15 protein-coding genes are annotated in these 15,241 nt (G+C 67.5%); 6 read left to right on the top strand and 9 right to left on the bottom strand.

Going from position 1 to position 15,241, the window contains the following annotated elements; translation table 11 throughout:
• Window positions 1–363: 363 nt before the first annotated feature.
• Window positions 364–1,461, top strand: coding sequence for an adenosine deaminase (locus ACHQ4I_RS38210; RefSeq protein ID WP_420776796.1), 1,098 nt, complete (start codon window positions 364–366; stop codon window positions 1,459–1,461).
• A gap of 715 nt (window positions 1,462–2,176) precedes the next feature.
• On the opposite strand, the gene ACHQ4I_RS38205 is transcribed toward ACHQ4I_RS38210, so the two are convergent.
• Genes ACHQ4I_RS38205 through ACHQ4I_RS38180 form a run of 6 tightly spaced genes read right to left on the bottom strand, consistent with a single transcriptional unit; the run spans window position 2,177 to window position 5,926 of the window.
• Window positions 2,177–3,433 carry a primosomal protein gene (locus tag ACHQ4I_RS38205; protein WP_420776795.1) on the bottom strand — a complete coding sequence of 419 codons (1,257 nt, stop codon included), beginning with the start codon at window positions 3,431–3,433 and terminating at the stop codon, window positions 2,177–2,179.
• Between the two features lie 26 nt (window positions 3,434–3,459).
• Window positions 3,460–3,807 (bottom strand): YbaB/EbfC family nucleoid-associated protein, encoded by a 348-nt coding sequence (locus ACHQ4I_RS38200; protein ID WP_420776794.1) that lies wholly within the window; start codon window positions 3,805–3,807, stop codon window positions 3,460–3,462.
• Entirely contained in the window at window positions 3,804–4,121 is a 318-nt protein-coding gene (locus tag ACHQ4I_RS38195) for a hypothetical protein (protein WP_420776793.1), read from the bottom strand. Before ACHQ4I_RS38195 ends, ACHQ4I_RS38200 begins: the two co-directional genes overlap by 4 nt.
• Complete coding sequence (locus ACHQ4I_RS38190; RefSeq protein ID WP_420776792.1) at window positions 4,118–4,468, bottom strand: hypothetical protein; 351 nt, start codon at window positions 4,466–4,468, stop codon at window positions 4,118–4,120. The genes ACHQ4I_RS38195 and ACHQ4I_RS38190 overlap by 4 nt, the downstream gene beginning before the upstream one ends.
• Before the next feature lie 20 nt (window positions 4,469–4,488).
• Complete coding sequence (locus ACHQ4I_RS38185; protein ID WP_420776791.1) at window positions 4,489–5,613, bottom strand: C40 family peptidase; 1,125 nt, start codon at window positions 5,611–5,613, stop codon at window positions 4,489–4,491.
• 4 nt (window positions 5,614–5,617) lie between these two features.
• On the bottom strand, window positions 5,618–5,926 hold the full coding sequence (locus ACHQ4I_RS38180; RefSeq protein WP_420776790.1) for a hypothetical protein: 309 nt from the start codon (window positions 5,924–5,926) through the stop codon (window positions 5,618–5,620).
• A 154-nt stretch (window positions 5,927–6,080) separates the two neighbouring features.
• Between ACHQ4I_RS38180 and upp the strand changes: the two genes are divergently transcribed.
• Complete coding sequence (gene upp, locus ACHQ4I_RS38175; protein ID WP_420776789.1) at window positions 6,081–6,704, top strand: uracil phosphoribosyltransferase; 624 nt, start codon at window positions 6,081–6,083, stop codon at window positions 6,702–6,704.
• Window positions 6,705–6,749: 45 nt separating this feature from the next.
• On the opposite strand, the gene ACHQ4I_RS38170 is transcribed toward upp, so the two are convergent.
• Both ACHQ4I_RS38170 and ACHQ4I_RS38165 read right to left on the bottom strand, forming a co-directional pair.
• Window positions 6,750–8,249: a phospho-sugar mutase gene (locus ACHQ4I_RS38170; RefSeq protein WP_420776788.1), complete on the bottom strand. Its 1,500-nt coding sequence runs from the start codon at window positions 8,247–8,249 to the stop codon at window positions 6,750–6,752.
• Window positions 8,250–9,029 (bottom strand): purine-nucleoside phosphorylase, encoded by a 780-nt coding sequence (locus ACHQ4I_RS38165; RefSeq protein WP_420776787.1) that lies wholly within the window; start codon window positions 9,027–9,029, stop codon window positions 8,250–8,252. It abuts the gene before it with no gap.
• Window positions 9,030–9,671: 642 nt separating this feature from the next.
• Here ACHQ4I_RS38165 and ACHQ4I_RS38160 point away from each other — a divergent pair.
• The 3 genes from ACHQ4I_RS38160 (at window position 9,672) to ACHQ4I_RS38150 (ending at window position 12,984) form a co-directional block, all read left to right on the top strand.
• Window positions 9,672–10,376, top strand: a complete 705-nt coding sequence (locus tag ACHQ4I_RS38160; protein WP_420776786.1) for an enoyl-CoA hydratase-related protein — start codon at window positions 9,672–9,674, stop codon at window positions 10,374–10,376.
• Window positions 10,377–10,468: 92 nt separating this feature from the next.
• A complete protein-coding gene (locus tag ACHQ4I_RS38155; RefSeq protein ID WP_420776785.1) occupies window positions 10,469–11,731 on the top strand; it encodes a M20 family metallopeptidase in 1,263 nt (420 codons plus the stop codon).
• Window positions 11,732–11,817: 86 nt separating this feature from the next.
• Window positions 11,818–12,984 carry a M20 family metallopeptidase gene (locus ACHQ4I_RS38150; RefSeq protein WP_420777078.1) on the top strand — a complete coding sequence of 389 codons (1,167 nt, stop codon included), beginning with the start codon at window positions 11,818–11,820 and terminating at the stop codon, window positions 12,982–12,984.
• 48 nt (window positions 12,985–13,032) lie between these two features.
• Here the strand turns inward: ACHQ4I_RS38150 and ACHQ4I_RS38145 are convergent, their stop codons facing one another.
• A complete protein-coding gene (locus ACHQ4I_RS38145) occupies window positions 13,033–13,512 on the bottom strand; it encodes a gamma-glutamylcyclotransferase family protein (RefSeq protein WP_420776784.1) in 480 nt (159 codons plus the stop codon).
• Window positions 13,513–13,637: 125 nt separating this feature from the next.
• Between ACHQ4I_RS38145 and ACHQ4I_RS38140 the strand changes: the two genes are divergently transcribed.
• The gene (locus tag ACHQ4I_RS38140) at window positions 13,638–15,041 is read left to right on the top strand and encodes an NAD(P)H-quinone dehydrogenase (protein ID WP_420776783.1); all 1,404 of its coding nucleotides are present in this window, start codon (window positions 13,638–13,640) and stop codon (window positions 15,039–15,041) included.
• The last annotated feature ends 200 nt before the right edge of the window (window positions 15,042–15,241 follow it).

Below are 15,241 nucleotides of genomic sequence, written 5' to 3'. Positions count from 1 at the left end.
GCACCAGCTCGGCGACGCGGGCCGATCGCGTGTGTCGGCGGGATCGTGGTGAGTGCGCCCGTCGGATTTATTCGGTATGCGCGCGAGCGTGGGTGCGGCAACGATGCCGTGCATCGAATGACTGCGTCATGTCGAGTTGCGCGTGAGTGAACTGGTGCGCACCGAGTTGTCGGGCGCTCGGAGACTGAGGTGGGGTCGGAAACGACCGCTACGTCGATTCTTGGCCGGTGAGGGGGGTTGCGGTACGCCATGGCGGGGCGATCGTCCACTCGAGCAGGGATATTGAGGGCGATGTCTCGGGTGGGGGTGGCGGAGAGCGCAATCACAGGCGCATGGATGGGTCGGTGCGGCTAACGTGTGGTCATGACAGGACCGATGCCTTTGACCCTTGCCTCGATCCGCCAAGCTCCCAAGGCGCTGCTGCACGATCATCTCGACGGTGGTCTGCGGCCCGCGACGGTGTTGGAGCTCGCCGCCGATTGCGGTTACGACGACCTACCCGCCGCAGATGAGGCCGCATTGGCGGCGTGGTTCCGCGACGCCGCCGACAGCGGCTCGCTGGAGCTCTATCTGGAAACGTTCGCGCATACGGTCGCGGTGATGCAGACCCCTGAGGGCCTGCGTCGCGTCGCTCGGGAATGTGCGGAAGACCTCGCCGCCGATGGTGTGGTCTACGCCGAGGTGCGCTTCGCGCCCGAACAGCATTTGGAGCGCGGCCTTACCCTGGACGAGGTGGTCGAGCACACCCTCGCCGGATTCCGCGAGGGTGCCGTGGCCGCGGCGTCGGCGGGTCGCCCGATCGTGGTGATCTGCCTGCTCACCGCCATGCGGCACGCCGCGCGTTCGCGCGAGATCGCCGAACTCGCGGTGCGTTGGCGCGACCGTGGCGTCGGCGGGTTCGATATCGCGGGCGCGGAGGCGGGCTTCCCGCCCAGCCGCCACTTGGATGCCTTCGAATACATGCGAGCCAATAGCGCGCACTTCACGATTCACGCGGGCGAGGCGTTCGGTTTGCCATCCATCCACGAAGCGCTGGCGTTCTGCGGCTGCGATCGACTCGGCCACGGCGTGCGGATCACCGACGACATTTACGTGCCCGGCGCGATCGAGGACGCCCAACTCGGTCTGGTCGCGAACTACGTGCGGGACATGCGAATTCCGCTGGAACTCTGTCCGTCCTCGAACGTGCAGACCGGCGCGGTCCCATCGCTGGATAAGCATCCCTTCGACCTACTGGCGCGCCTGCGCTTCCGCGTCACGGTCAACACCGACAACCGCCTGATGAGCGACACCAGCATGAGCCAGGAGATGCTGAAGCTCGTCGATACGTTCGGCTACGGCTGGAGCGACCTCGAACGCTTCACCATCAACGCGATGAAGTCCGCGTTCATCCCGTTCCCCGAACGCCTGCGAATAATCGACGACATCATCAAGCCCGGTTACGCCGTCCTCCTCGGATAACTTTCCCCAGCAACGGGTTTCGCCCACACCGAGCACGAACCCCCGCAGCCCGCGATCCGCGCGCGCGGCGTTCCGTCCGAGATGCGCTACTGGACAAGTGATCACGTGGAATTGGTGGCGGACCCTTCTCGGCCGATGCCGCCACCAGTTCCACCTGATCGGCCGACCAGGCAGTTGGGGCGAGTGGGTGTCGTCAGCCGGGAGTGCTGGACGGGGTGCTGCTCGGGCGGCGGGGGCGGTGCCGTCCGGCCAGCGGCGCTGGCGGTTACCTGCTGGGATTCGGTCCAGCTGCCGGTCGTGATCGCGCTCAACTAGCAGCCGTGACGGGCTCGGCCGCTTAGCGGCGATTCCGCTCGACGACAGGCCGCGCGCTCGGCCATAAGCGGCGACACCACGTCGCTGCCGATGTTGCTGCTTGATCGGGTCCGGGCACCTGTCGCTGCCGATGTTGCTGCTTGATCGGGTCCGGGCACCTGTCGCTGCCGATGTTGCTGCTTGATCGGGTCCGGGCACCTGTCGCTGCCGATGTTGCTGCTTGATCGGGTCCGGGCACCTGTCGCTGCCGATGTTGCTGCTTGATCGGGTCCGGGCACCTGTCGCTGCCGATGTTGCTGCTTGATCGGGTTCCGGCACCTGTCGCCGCCGATGTTGCCGCTCGACCGGGCCCCGGCACTTGCCGCCGATCCGTGGTCGCGGGGTGGCGGCGTTGCCGAAGCTACTTCTGCGGCGTGAGGCGGGACTCGAAGTTTCGTTCCAGGTCGCGCCAGCTTTGCGCCTCCGCGGTGAATGGGGGGTTCGGGGCGAGGCGGGTTGGGTCCGGGTTCAGCAGGTAGGAGATGTACCAGCCGAGTGGGGTGGATTGGGCGAGGGCCCGCTCCACGGTGTCGTCGTCGGCGTAATCGGCGGCGTCGGTGAACAATTCGACCGCCAGGTCGAGCTGTTCGATATCGACCGCCTCCGGGCCTTCGCCCAGATCGTCGGCGAGGCCGGGCAGCACGTAGACGTTCTCGTCGGTGACCTCGACCTCGAGCGAGCCGTCGATGGCGGCGGTCTGCACGTCGGTATAGGTGCTCACCCGCGCCAGATCGTGCTCGTGGTCATCGGCCAGATAGCGGGCCAGCGCGCGTTCGGAGCCGAAGACCGTGATTTCGCCGTTCTTGCCGAGGAAGATCGGCTCGTCGTCGAGATAGCAGCGCAACGTGAAGTAGTTGCCGTCGGAGGTGACGATCTTGATCGGGTCGATGCCGACCTCATGCCAGAACGAGTCGTCTTCCTCTTCCTCGTCTTCCTCGTCCTCGTCGAGGTCGACGGATTCGAACTCCTCGTCCTCCTCGCTGTCGGCCGCGTCGTCGGCGTCCACGACGTTCTCCTCCGCGGCGAGCAGCTCGGCCTCCGCGACCGCGACCGCCTCGGCGTCGACCTCGGGGGTCTGCACCACGGAGTCGATGGCGTCGAGGACATCGTCCCAGCCCTTGGCGATGGCGGCGCCGATCTGGTCCCACAGCTCCTCGCCGTCGCGCCCGACGAAGGCGCTGACGCCGCTGGCCAGCGCGCCGACCACCGGATGGGACCCGAAGAACTTGGTCACCGTCTCCAGTTCGCACACCTCACCGATGTTGCGCACCATGCTGAGCGTGTCGTCGAGCTCGGCGATGGTGTCCACATCGGGATCGCTCGCGACCAGCTCCGGCACGCCGACCAGGTCGAAGGTGAAGTTCTCCTCCGGCTCCAGTTCGACCGCCGACAGCCCGGCCACGACCTTCCACGCGGGATGGTCGACGAGGTCGTTATCGGAGTTGGTCCGGATGAACGCGGCCAGCTCCGCGACGGTCTCGAAACCGTAGAGAGAGTCCTCATGTCCGAGGAACGCCTCCCACTCGTCGTCACCGTCGCGCCAGCGCGGTGCCCAGAGGGTGACGAGATCGCCGTCGGTCAGGCCGAGCTCGATCGGGACGATGTCTCCAGAAGCCATGTGCGGAAGCCTATCGACCTTCCGAGTCAGTGACTATCCGGCCCGCCTCCAACGCTTCCCTGAGCACCCTCCGGCGCTGCCGTGAACGACTCGTTCAGTGTCGCAACGACCTTCGATCGCTGTGCGCCGGCATCCTCGGCGGCCTGTCTACAGGCCCATACGATCAGCTGGCCGACCTCGGCCGGCGGCAGTGAGGTGACCGACTCCGACAGGCTCAGCGCGACCAGTGCGCCGTCGCTGTTCACCTCGACACTGACCGTGCCATCGTCGGAGCGGAACCGGCCGTGCACCTGCTGGAGGCCGTACAGCGCGGCCTCGAGCGCTTCCAGTTTCGCCGTCGCATTGGCGACCAACGCGTCCATTTCCGCACTCATGCCTCCACCTCGCTAGCGCTCGGTTCCGGCATGACTGCGACCGCAGCTGTGTCTATGATTCGCTCGCTTCGCTCACTCATGGCCTCCACCTCGCTAGCGCTCGGTTCCGGCATGACTGCGACCGCAGCTGTGTCTATGATTCGCTCGCTTCGCTCACTCATGGCCTCCACCTCGCTAGCGCTCGGTTCCGGCATGACTGCGACCGCAGCTGTGTCTATGATTCGCTCGCTTCGCTCACTCATGGCCTCCACCTCGCTAGCGCTCGGTTCCGGCATGACCGCGACCGCAGCTGTGCCTGTGATTCGCTCGCTCATACCGGCCTCATCCAGCTCGTCGGTCCCGTGTCCGCGTCATCGATCCGGTCCAGCTCGTCCACCGCGGCCTGGCGCGTCGGCAGTCCGAGTCTGTCCAGGATGTCGGCGGGCATGCCCGCCTCGGCCAGCAGCTCGCGTCGGCGGGCTCGCGCGGCGACGGTGGAGCGCTTGGTGAGCCGCAGGATTTCGTCGGCGAGAGTCTGCGCGCCGTAACGGTATTCGCTGCGCTCGAACTTGATCTCGATCGGCATGCCCTGATCGGTGGCACGAACCGAGATGGTGCCCGATCGGTTGCTGCTCGACGCCACCGTCACATTGGGTATCGGTGGGGTCTGGGGCTGGGACATTATTCGTTCGCTCCGCTCACTTATGAGGTCGGCCGGTAGAAGCCATAGAAGTTCATACCCATGTTGTCCGTTCGAACCGAGCTGATCTGGACCGGATTACCGGCCTCGACGAACTGCCCGTTGCCGATCACCATGGCGACGTGGCCATCCCAGACGGCCAGATCGCCCGGCATCAGATCGCCGGGGGATACCTGCATGTGGCCGTTGCCCTGTTCCTGGGCCAGCCGGGGCAGGTCGACGCCCGCTTCGCCGTAGGCGTATCTGGTGAGGCCGCTGCAGTCGAGTCCGGAGCCGGGCGAATTGCCGCCCCATACATACGGTGTGCCGACCGCGCCGATGGCCGCCTTGACCGCGGTCGCCGCCTTCTCGTTCGGGGCCTCGACGACACTCCCGTCGGGCAGTGTGATCTTCACGCCCTTGCCGGTGGCGGTCGACGAACTCGTCGTGCCGGAGTTGGAGGTGCTCGGTTTGCTCGTGGTCGCGGCCGCGGCCGAGGTGGTCGCGCTCTTGCTCGCGGTGCTCATCAAGCTGCTCAGCACGCTGCCCGCACCGCTCGCGACGCTGCTCACGGTCGAGGACAATTGGCCCGCACCCTGAGTGGCGGTGCTGACCGTGCTGGCGACATTGGACAGTGACGGTGTCGACGGCGCCGGAGTCAGCTCGTTCATCGACGCCGTCTGCGTATCCAACTCGTTGCGCACCCGGCCGACCACGTTCAGCCCCTGGCCTATGTGGTCGATCGCCGAGCTGACGAGCACCGTCAGCCCCTCGGGCGTGGCCAGCGCGGGCCCGAGGCTGGTCGCCTGGTTCACGAACGACTGGACGATCCCGTTGAGATCCTTCTGGCCCGATTCGACTTGGGCCGCAGCCTGACTCACGACGGTAGCCATATCGTTGCCGCGATCGGAAATGGTGGCGGCGGAGGTCTGCACCCGCAGCGCCTTGGCGGTGACGGCATCGGCGGCCGCGCCGTCCCATGCGTCGTTCACCTGGTTGATGCTGTTGCGGCCGAGCGCGTGCACCTGGTCGACGGCGGTCGAGGTGGAGGTCAGAGCATCGGCGGGCCCACCGGTGGCCAGGACGCCGGTGCCGAAGCTGGAGAGCAGGTCGAGCAGTGGCTGGACCAGGGCGCTGACGTCGATCACCACATCACCCGTCCAGTCCGGTGGCATCAAGGCCGGCGGCGTTGTTCAGGTCGGTCTCTTCGAGTACGACGGCCGAGCCCGTGGCCGTACCACTCATGCTCGCGAGCACCGCCGACAACTGACCGATGGACGCGACGTGCCCGGCGTGCGCCGCGGCGTAGGCGGCCATGAAATCACCGCCGATCAACCCCATGATCGGGCCGAGGAGAGTGGGATCGGCGGCCGCGGCGCTCACCCCGGCGGCGGCGAGATCACCGGACATGGTCGCGGCCGTTGCGCCGTAGGCGGTGATCCCCTCGGTGTCGGCCGACATCTTTCGCATAGTGCTTCCCCCATCTGTTTGTTCCCAGGCAGAGTACGTCATCCACCTACTTCGACGCGCTGCCTTGCCGATTGGTTCCAGCCGTTCGAAAAAAATTCGGGTGGAGGTCCGCCGCCGAACTCGATTTCGACCTTATCGTTCCCTCATGCGCACGCACACCGTGGACCATCCACTCGCCGCCGCCCTGCTGACCACGATGCGCGATGTCCGCACTGCCAATTCGGCCTTCCGAGCGGCACTGCGCGATCTCACCGGGATCCTGATCTACGAGGCGCTGCGCGAAGCGCCGGTGACCCGCTTCCCGATCACCACACCGGTGGCTGGTGCCGAGGGGACGCGCTTGGCGCAGCCGCCGCTGCTGGTACCGGTGCTGCGTGCCGGACTCGGCATGGTCGACGCGGCCGCGGAGCTGATCCCTGATGCCAGAGTCGGTTTCGTCGGTATCGCCCGCGACGAAACGACCCATCAGCCGGTGCCGTATATGGAGTCGCTGCCCGGCGACCTGTCCGGCCACCCGGTCTACGTGCTCGACCCGATGCTGGCCACCGGCGGCTCGATGCGCCACACCCTGCAATTGCTCGCCGCGCGCGGCGCCACCGACATCACCGCCGTCTGCGTCGTCGCAGCACCCGAAGGCATTGCCGCCCTTGCCGATTCGGGCCTGCCCGTGCGCCTGGTCACCGCCGTCGTCGACACCGGCCTCAACTCCGACGCCTACATCGTCCCCGGGCTCGGCGACGCGGGCGACCGCCAATTCGGCCCCCGCTGATCAATCAGCGCGTGCCCAGATCCGTTGCGCCGCGATGCATCTGCTTCACGACAGTGCTTCGCAGAAAGCGCGCAGTTCGATGAGGCGCTGCTCGGCGGCGGTTCGTGCGGCGGCCAGCGCCTTCCGGTCGGCGACCGGCTGGACCACTTCCAAGTAGCACTTGAGTTTCGGCTCGGTACCGGATGGGCGGACCACTATCCGCGAACTCGCTGCCTCGAAAATCAGTGCGTCGGTGCGCATTCGGCCGCGGACCTGGAGCAGGTCGGTGTATTCGACCGGCTCGCCCGCGATTTCTTCGGGCGGCGCGGCGCGCAGGCGGTTCACCAGATCCGCTGCGGCGGCGGGGTCCGGGAGGCGCAGCGAGACCTGGTCGGTGGCGTGCAGGCCGAATTCGACCGCGTAGTCGTCGAGTTCGTCGGCGAGGGTGCGGCCAGCGGCCTTCAGGCGGGCGAGGAGGTCGGCGGCGAGCACTGCGGCGGAGATGCCGTCCTTGTCGCGGACCGCGGCCGGGTCGACGCAGTGACCGATGGCCTCCTCGTAGGCGTAGACCAGGCCTTCGCCCGCTCGGGCCAGCCATTTGAAGCCGGTCAGGGTTTCGGCGTAGCGGGCGCCGCGGGCGGCGGCGAGCTTGGCGAGCAGCCTGGAAGATACGACGGTGGTCGCCACCAGCGAATCCGGCGGTGCGGTACGCAATACGCAAGCTCCGAGCAGCACACCGGTTTCGTCGCCGCGCAGCATGCGCCAGCCGCCGGCGCCGTCCGGAATCCCGATGGCGCAGCGATCGGCGTCCGGGTCGAGGGCGATGACGATATCCGCGTCGATCCGGGTGGCCGTCGCGAGCAAAAGGTCGGTGGCGCCGGGCTCTTCGGGATTCGGGAAGGCGACGGTCGGGAAGTCGGCGTCGGGTGCGAACTGCTCACCGACGACGTGCACATGCTGGAATCCCGCCGCGGCGAGGGCCGCCACGGCCGTATCGCCGCCGACGCCGTGCAGCGGGGTCAACACGATCCGCACATCGGCGCGTTCGCCGGGCCCGCCGATCAGCTCGGGCAGGCGGGCCACCCGATCGAGGTAGCGGCGCACCAGGTCATCGTCGGCCGGGGTGACCGGCGTGCGGGCGATCGGTTCGGTGACCGCCTCGATGCAGCGTTCGATTTCGGTGTCGGCCGGGGCGATCAGCTGCGAACCGCCGTCCAGATACACCTTGTAGCCGTTGTCCGTCGCGGGATTGTGCGATGCCGTGATCTGTACTCCGGCAACGGCTCCCAGCGCACGCACCGCGTAGGCGACGATCGGGGTGGGCAGTGGTCGTGGCAGCAGCGTCACCGGAAAGCCCGCGGCCGCAAAGATTTCCGCCGTTGCGATGGCGAATTCGGCCGAGCCGTGCCGGGCGTCGCGCCCGACGACCACCGCGCCGCCGCCGAGACAGCGCCCGCGCAACCAGTCCACCAGCCCCGCGGTCGCCCGGCTCACCGTGTCCAGGTTCATGCCGTCGGGGCCGTCCTGTAGCGGCCCGCGGAGTCCGGCGGTGCCGAAGCGCAGCATCTACAGCCGTTCCAGTACGCCGCGCAGCAGTTTGCCGAGTCGCGGGGCGGCCGCATGCCCTTCGGCGAGCACCTCGGCATGGGACAGATGCGCACCCGTGACGCCCGCGGCGAGATTGGTGACCAGTGAGATGCCGAGCACCCGTGCGCCGAGCGCGCGCGCCGCGATCACCTCGAGCACCGTCGACATGCCGACCAGATCCGCGCCGATGGTGCGCAGCATCCGGATCTCGGCGGGGGTTTCGTACTGCGGTCCGGTCAGGCCCGCGTACACGCCCTCGGTCAGACTCGGGTCGATTTCCCTTGCCAGCGAGCGCAATTCGGGATCCCACGCGTCCACGAGATCGACAAAGGTCGCGCCGTTCAGCGGCGTGCGGCCGGTGAGATTGAGATGGTCGCTGATCAGCACCGGATCACCGACGCGCAGACCTTCCCGGATCCCACCCGCGGCATTGGTGAGCACCACGGTCTCCGCGCCCGCCGCGATCGCCGCGCTCACCGGATGCACGACCTCGCTCGGCCGATACCCCTCGTACAGATGCTGACGTCCCATCAGCAGCAGCACCGGAGTGTTGTCGACGGCAACCGAATGCACCATCCCGACATGCCCTTGGGCACTGGGCGTTCCGAACCCCGGCAGCTCCGGCATCGGCACCGACGCGGACGGCGCACCGATCTCCGCGGCCGCCTCCTGCCAGCCCGATCCCAGCACCACCGCAACCCGGTGCCGTTCCACTCCCGTACGTTCGGCAATCGCCCTCGCGGCCTGTTCGGCAAGCATGAGGTCACGATAGCTGTGTTTGATTTGCCGCGCCTCCGGCGCGGCGTGTTCGCGGCCCCCTTTTGTCTCGCGTCCGAGCCGTCGAGACTCGCGACTTCGTCGCATGCGCTTCGACGACTCGGCCGCGAGACGGGCCGCGAACGGTCGCTCGTAAGACTCGCTCCGTGCTGGTCACGGATGTGCGGATCGTTCAGCATCCGACGTACACCGGACCAGCGGTCGAGACTCGAGACCTCGGCGCATGCGCTTGGACGACTCGGCTGAGTTCGATGGCCGCGCCTTCGGCGCGGACGTGAGACGGGTCGCGAACTCCTCGCTTGTAAGGCTCGCTCCGTCGGGGTTGGTGAGCGGGTGAGTCACGGCTTCGCTGCACTCCGAGTTCGATTTGCAGGGCCTACGGCGCATCCGCTTCGACGACTCGAGTGCGAGACGGGTCGAACTCCTCGCACGTAAGACTCGCTTCGTCGGGCTGGGCAAGCGGGTGAGTTCACGGCTGCGCCGCAATGCGACCGGTCGAATGCCAGACGGCAGCTTTGGGGCAGCGGAACTGGCGACTGGGTGCAAAGGGGTCGGTCTCAGGACCTGCCGAGGATTTGCTACCCGCGAGTAGGTTTTCCGCGGCGCACCCGTTACGCTGCACGCATGCCGTACCTGGAACGTGAAGGGGATGTGTTCGTCGTCTACCTCGGGAACGAGGGGCAGACCGACAGCGAGAACCGTTTCCATCCGGATTGGATCGATGAATTCCACGGTCTGCTGGACCGGGTCGAGGCGTCCGAGGGGCCGGCGGCGCTGGTCACCACGGCGAGCGGGAAGTTCTACAGCAACGGCCTCGATACCGACTGGCTGTTCGGCAACCTGGACAAAATGCACGGCTACCTGGACCGTGTGCACACCATCTACACCCGGCTGCTCGCCTTCCCGATGCCGACGGTGGCCGCCATCAACGGCCACGCCTTCGGCGCCGGCGCCATGCTTGCCACCTCGCACGACTTCCGCGTGATGCGCGCCGACCGCGGTTTCTGGTGCCTGCCCGAGGTGCACCTGGGCATGCCATTCACCGTCGGCATGAACGCGCTGCTCACCGAGCGACTCGCCAACCAGGTCTGCGTGCAGGCCATGACCGCGGGGCACCGCTTCGCCGCCGACGAGGCCATTACGGCGGGCATTGTCGACGCGAAGGCGGATGCTGATGTGTTGCTGAAGTCCGCGATCGAGCGCGCCGCCGCGCTCGCGGCAAACCGCAAGCCCAATCTGGCGGTGATCAAGCGCGCGCTGCACGCCAAGGCGCTGGCCGGTCTCGCGACCCCGACCACCCCGGAGAATCTGGCATTCGCCGGGGAATAACCTCAGCGTGATCGCAATCCCAGGCCGCGGTGCGGCAGCACCCCTGGGCGCAGGGTGCGACCGATCGGCGGCGCAGTGCGAGACTGTGTGCCATGCCACCACCGCGTAGCGGGCACCCCGAATCACGCACGGACGACCAGGTCGCGCGCGACTGCTCGCCGGTCGATCGAGATAGCGCGGATTCGGGGGCCTCGGATGCGGCGATCCTGGCCGCGGCGGCCGAACTGATCGCGCTCTCGCATTCGATCCACGCCGAACCGGAGCTGGCCTTCGAGGAAACCCGCAGCGTCGCCAAGACCATCGCGCCGCTGGCCGCGCGCGGTTTCGAGATCGAGACCGGCATCGCCGACCTGCCGACCGCATTCCGCGCCAGCTATGGATCCGGCGAGCTCACCGTTGGCATCTGCGCGGAGTACGACGCGCTGCCCGGGATCGGACATGCCTGCGGGCACAACATCATCGCGGCGTCCTCGGTCGGCGCGGGGCTCGGCCTTGCCGAGGTGGCCGATGCGCTCGGCATTACCGTCGTCGTATTCGGCACGCCCGCCGAGGAGAGCGGCGGCGGCAAGGTGCTGATGCTGGAGCGCGGCGTCTTCGACGATGTCGCGATGGCGATGATGGTGCATCCGGGCCCCTTCGACATCGTCGACGCGCGGTCGCTGGCGCTGGCGGATCTCTCGGTGGTGTTCCACGGTGTCGAGGCGCATGCGAGCGCCGCGCCGGAATTGGGCCGCAATGCGGGCGACGCGGTCACCGTCGCGCAGGTTGCTCTGGGATTGCTGCGTCAACATCTCCAACCTGGACAGCAACTGCACGGTATAGTCAGCGACGGTGGCATAGCCCCCAACATCGTTCCCGGACGTGCGGAACTGCTGTATTACCTACGCGCAGTCGACTCCGCATCCCTCGGCGATCTGATGCGACGAGCGTCGGCTTGTTTCGAGGCGGGTGCGCTGGCAACTGGCTGCACCCACGAAATCCGGACGGTTGCTCCTACATATACGGAGCTAACCTCCGATTCGGCATTACTGTGTGCCTATCGCGAGCAGATCGTCGGTTTGGGCAGGGTGCCGATCGCACCGGAGCTCGAGGCGCAGCGACCGCTCGGGAGTACGGATATGGGCAATGTCACCAACGTCATTCCGGGCATCCATCCGGTCATCGGCATCGATGCCGGTGGGGCGGTGACGCATCAGCCCGCCTTCGCCGCGGCGAGTATCAACGCCTCGGCGGATCGCGCGGTCACCGACGGTGCGATCGCGCTCGCGCGTACCGCTATCGCCGTGGCCCGCGATGCATTACATAGAGACAGGTTGTTGCAACGGCTCGTTCAACGACAGGAGGACATTCGGTGAGCACTACCGGCCGCCCCGCCGCGCGCGCGGCGGGCCCCGCGGCAGCGCGCGTTATCACGGTTGATCCCGTAAACGCCGCTACGGACATCGCACAGACCGGGCACGAAGCGGTCGAGGCGTGGCTTGCCGAGCACACCGTCGACCTCGTTCAGTGGCGTAGGCATATCCACGCCAACCCGGAGCTGTCCCGGACCGAGTTCGCGACCACCGAGTTCGTCTCGTCCTGGCTGATCAAGGCCGGACTGAATCCCCAGAAGATGCCCAACGGCACCGGCGTGCTCTGTGACATCGGTCCGGCCGACGGACCGCGGATCGGTCTGCGCGCCGATATGGACGCGCTCCCGCTGCAGGAGTTCACCGGGCTCAGCTTCGCCTCGAACGTTCCCGGCGTCTCCCATGCCTGTGGACACGACGCGCACACCACGATGCTGCTGGGCACCGCGCTCGCGCTGGCCGATCAGGAGCTGCCGGTGGGCGTGCGGCTGGTGTTCCAGCCCGCCGAGGAGATCATGCCCGGCGGTGCGATCGATATGGTCGCCGCGGGCGCGATGGAGGGCGTCGACCGGGTCTTCGCGCTGCACTGTGATCCGCGCCTCGAGGTCGGCCGGGTCGGCATCCGGGTCGGTGCCATCACCTCGGCCGCCGACACCATCGAATTGGTCCTCGATTCGCCGGGCGGACACACCTCGCGCCCGCATCTGACCAGTGACCTGGTCTACGCCATCGGCACCGTGATCACCGGACTCCCGGGTCTGCTGAGCCGCCGCATCGACCCGCGTACCAGCACGGTCATGGTGTGGGGCGCCGTCAGCGCTGGCAAGGCGCCGAACGCGATCCCGCAGACCGGCATGCTCACCGGCACCGTCCGCACCGGCGATCACGCGACCTGGTCGCTGCTGGAACCGATGGTGCGCGAGATCGTGGACGGCCTGCTCGCCCCGACCGGGGTGCGCTACCAGTTGAACTACCGGCGCGGCGTGCCGCCGGTGGTCAACGACGAGCACTCGACCCGGATGTTCGAGGACGCGATCCGCGCACTCGGCCCGGACGCGCTGGCCGACACCATGCAGTCCGGCGGCGGCGAGGATTTCTCCTGGTACCTGGAGGAGGTGCCCGGCGCGATGGCGCGCCTGGGCGTCTGGTCCGGGCACGGCGAGCAGTTGGATCTGCACCAGCCGACCTTCGATATCGATGAGCGTGCGCTCGCGGTCGGGGTCCGGGTGCTCAGCAATATCGTGCTGAACGCGAGCTGACAGCAGACGCTCAGACGCGGCCGATCCTTCCGGGTCGGCCGTCTCCGCTCAATTGCCGAAGAAGCCGGGACCGACGTTCTTGCTGTTGCGAGTGCGTAGCGCGTGCACGTATTCCGCTGGTGCGCCGGCCTTTTCGGCCGCGTCCGCGATCACGCCGATATACCGCGCCGATGGCAGCCCGCCCTCGTATGCGTCGAGCACGTACAGCCAGGCGAGGATGGGCTCGGAGCCACTGCCCGGGCTCGGTGTGACGCGCAGCCGGACCTTGCGGTGGATGCCGAAGTCGGAGCCCTCCCAGCGGTCGAGGCGCTGCTCGTCCTCGGGGGATACGTCGTAGAGCACGACGAACACCCGCGAGCCCGGCTCCTCGACGACGGTCGCCAGCGGGCCCTCCCAGCCGATGTCGTCACCGCTGAAGGTCAGACGCCAGCCCTCCAACCAGCCTGTCCCGGACATCGGGGAGTGCGGACAGCGCTCGAGCATCTGGGACGAGTCCATGTTGGACCCGTAGGCGGCGTAGATCGGCACGAGGCAAGGGTATCCAATAACCTGCGCGCATCGTCTCTATCCCGGCGAGATGACCGTGTGTTCGCCAGCTAACGTTGATTACCGGCACCGGAGATCCCGGTCGAACAGCTCGAGCGGAGGTATCCATGACCCGCATAGCGATCATCGGTGGCGGACCGGCCGGTTACGAAGCGGCATTGGTGGCGGCACAGCACGGGGCCACGGTCACCCTGATCGACCGCGACGGCATCGGCGGGGCGTGCGTCCTGTGGGACTGCGTGCCGTCCAAGACATTCATTGCCTCGACCGGCGTGCGCACCGATCTGCGGCGCGCCCGTGACCTGGGCATTACCCTCGATCCGAGCCAGGCCCGGATCGAATTGGGCGAGGTGAACGCGCGCGTGAAGGCGCTCGCGCTGGCCCAGTCCTCCGATATCCGATCCAAGGTGCAGGCCGCCGGAGTGACCGTGCTCGCCGGACGCGGACAGCTGAGCGATCCGGCCAGCGGGATGGCCGCGCATCGCGTTCGCGCGCTGTTGGCCGACGGCACCGAGGAGACCATCGAGGCCGAAGTAGTGTTGCTCGCCACTGGTGCGAGCCCGCGCGTGTTGCCGGGCGCCGAGCCCGATGGCGAGCGCATCCTGAACTGGCGTCAGCTCTACGACCTGGACGAACTGCCGGAGACCCTGGTGGTGGTCGGTTCGGGTGTGACCGGTGCCGAATTCGTCTCCGCCTATACCGAGATGGGCGTGGGGGTGAAGTTGGTTTCGAGCCGCGACCGAGTGCTGCCCGGTGAGGACGCCGACGCCGCACTCGTCCTCGAGGACGCACTCGCCGAACGCGGCGTCGAACTGGTCAAGCACGCACGCGCCGATGCGGTGGAGCGCACCGCCGAGGGCATCGTGGTCAAGCTTTCCGACGGCCGCACCGTCACCGGTACGCATGCGCTGATGACCGTCGGCTCGGTCCCGAACACCGACGATCTCGGACTGGAGCGCGTCGGCATCGAACTCGACCGTGGCGGCTACTTGCGAGTGGACCGGGTGTCGCGGACCTCGGTGCCCGGTATTTACGCGGCGGGCGACTGCACCGGCCTGCTGCCGCTGGCCTCGGTGGCCGCGATGCAGGGTCGCATCGCGATGTATCACGCGTTGGGCGAGGGCGTCAGCCCGATCCGGCTGAAGACGGTCGCCTCGGCGGTATTCACCCGCCCGGAGATCGCGACCGTCGGCGTGAGCCAGACCGCCATCGATAACGGCGAGGTGCCGGCGCGCACGGTGATGCTGCCGCTGAATACCAATCCGCGGGCCAAGATGTCGGGTCTGCGAAGGGGTTTCGTCAAGATCTTCTGTCGGCCCGCGACCGGTGTGGTCATCGGCGGTGTGGTCGTCGCCCCGATCGCCTCGGAGCTCATTCTGCCGATCGCGCTTGCGGTACAGAACAATCTGACCGTGAACGATCTCGCCCAGACGTTCTCGGTGTATCCATCGCTCACCGGCTCGGTCACCGAGGCCGCGCGCCTGCTCATGCGCCACGACGACCTGGATTAATTTACGCTGATCTCGCCCGCCCCCAGTCTTACTGTCTTGTGGGGCTTTTCACCGCGTTGCCAGTCCGGCGCGCATGTGGTTCACTTCCCGCAGAGATGCGATCGGCGGGCGATCGCGAGGTTCTGTGTGGGGGGATCGATCCTTTCCAACGGGAACGGTGAACGCACCGCTTGGTCGTTCGCCGGTCCTCGTTCGTGGGC

The sequence above is a fragment of the Nocardia nepalensis genome (genome assembly GCF_048910785.1).
Lineage (GTDB): Bacteria > Actinomycetota > Actinomycetes > Mycobacteriales > Mycobacteriaceae > Nocardia > Nocardia nepalensis.
The sequence above is the reverse complement of the archived record's forward strand: the minus strand, read 5'-3'. Positions and strand labels throughout refer to the sequence as shown.

Bases quoted from the DNA above. Each gene is read 5' to 3' on its own strand.
- ACHQ4I_RS38205 (WP_420776795.1), bottom strand. From the start codon at position 3,433: ATGGCTTCTGGAGACATCGTCCCGATCGAGCTCGGCCTGACCGACGGC.
- ACHQ4I_RS38170 (WP_420776788.1), bottom strand. From the start codon at position 8,249: ATGCTGCGCTTCGGCACCGCCGGACTCCGCGGGCCGCTACAGGACGGC.
- ACHQ4I_RS38210 (WP_420776796.1), top strand. From the start codon at position 364: ATGACAGGACCGATGCCTTTGACCCTTGCCTCGATCCGCCAAGCTCCC.
- ACHQ4I_RS38160 (WP_420776786.1), top strand. From the start codon at position 9,672: ATGCCGTACCTGGAACGTGAAGGGGATGTGTTCGTCGTCTACCTCGGG.
- ACHQ4I_RS38195 (WP_420776793.1), bottom strand. From the start codon at position 4,121: ATGAGCGAGCGAATCACAGGCACAGCTGCGGTCGCGGTCATGCCGGAA.
- ACHQ4I_RS38140 (WP_420776783.1), top strand. From the start codon at position 13,638: ATGACCCGCATAGCGATCATCGGTGGCGGACCGGCCGGTTACGAAGCG.
- ACHQ4I_RS38180 (WP_420776790.1), bottom strand. From the start codon at position 5,926: ATGTCGGCCGACACCGAGGGGATCACCGCCTACGGCGCAACGGCCGCG.
- ACHQ4I_RS38155 (WP_420776785.1), top strand. From the start codon at position 10,469: ATGCCACCACCGCGTAGCGGGCACCCCGAATCACGCACGGACGACCAG.
- ACHQ4I_RS38200 (WP_420776794.1), bottom strand. From the start codon at position 3,807: ATGAGTGCGGAAATGGACGCGTTGGTCGCCAATGCGACGGCGAAACTG.
- upp (WP_420776789.1), top strand. From the start codon at position 6,081: ATGCGCACGCACACCGTGGACCATCCACTCGCCGCCGCCCTGCTGACC.
- ACHQ4I_RS38190 (WP_420776792.1), bottom strand. From the start codon at position 4,468: ATGTCCCAGCCCCAGACCCCACCGATACCCAATGTGACGGTGGCGTCG.
- ACHQ4I_RS38165 (WP_420776787.1), bottom strand. From the start codon at position 9,029: ATGCTTGCCGAACAGGCCGCGAGGGCGATTGCCGAACGTACGGGAGTG.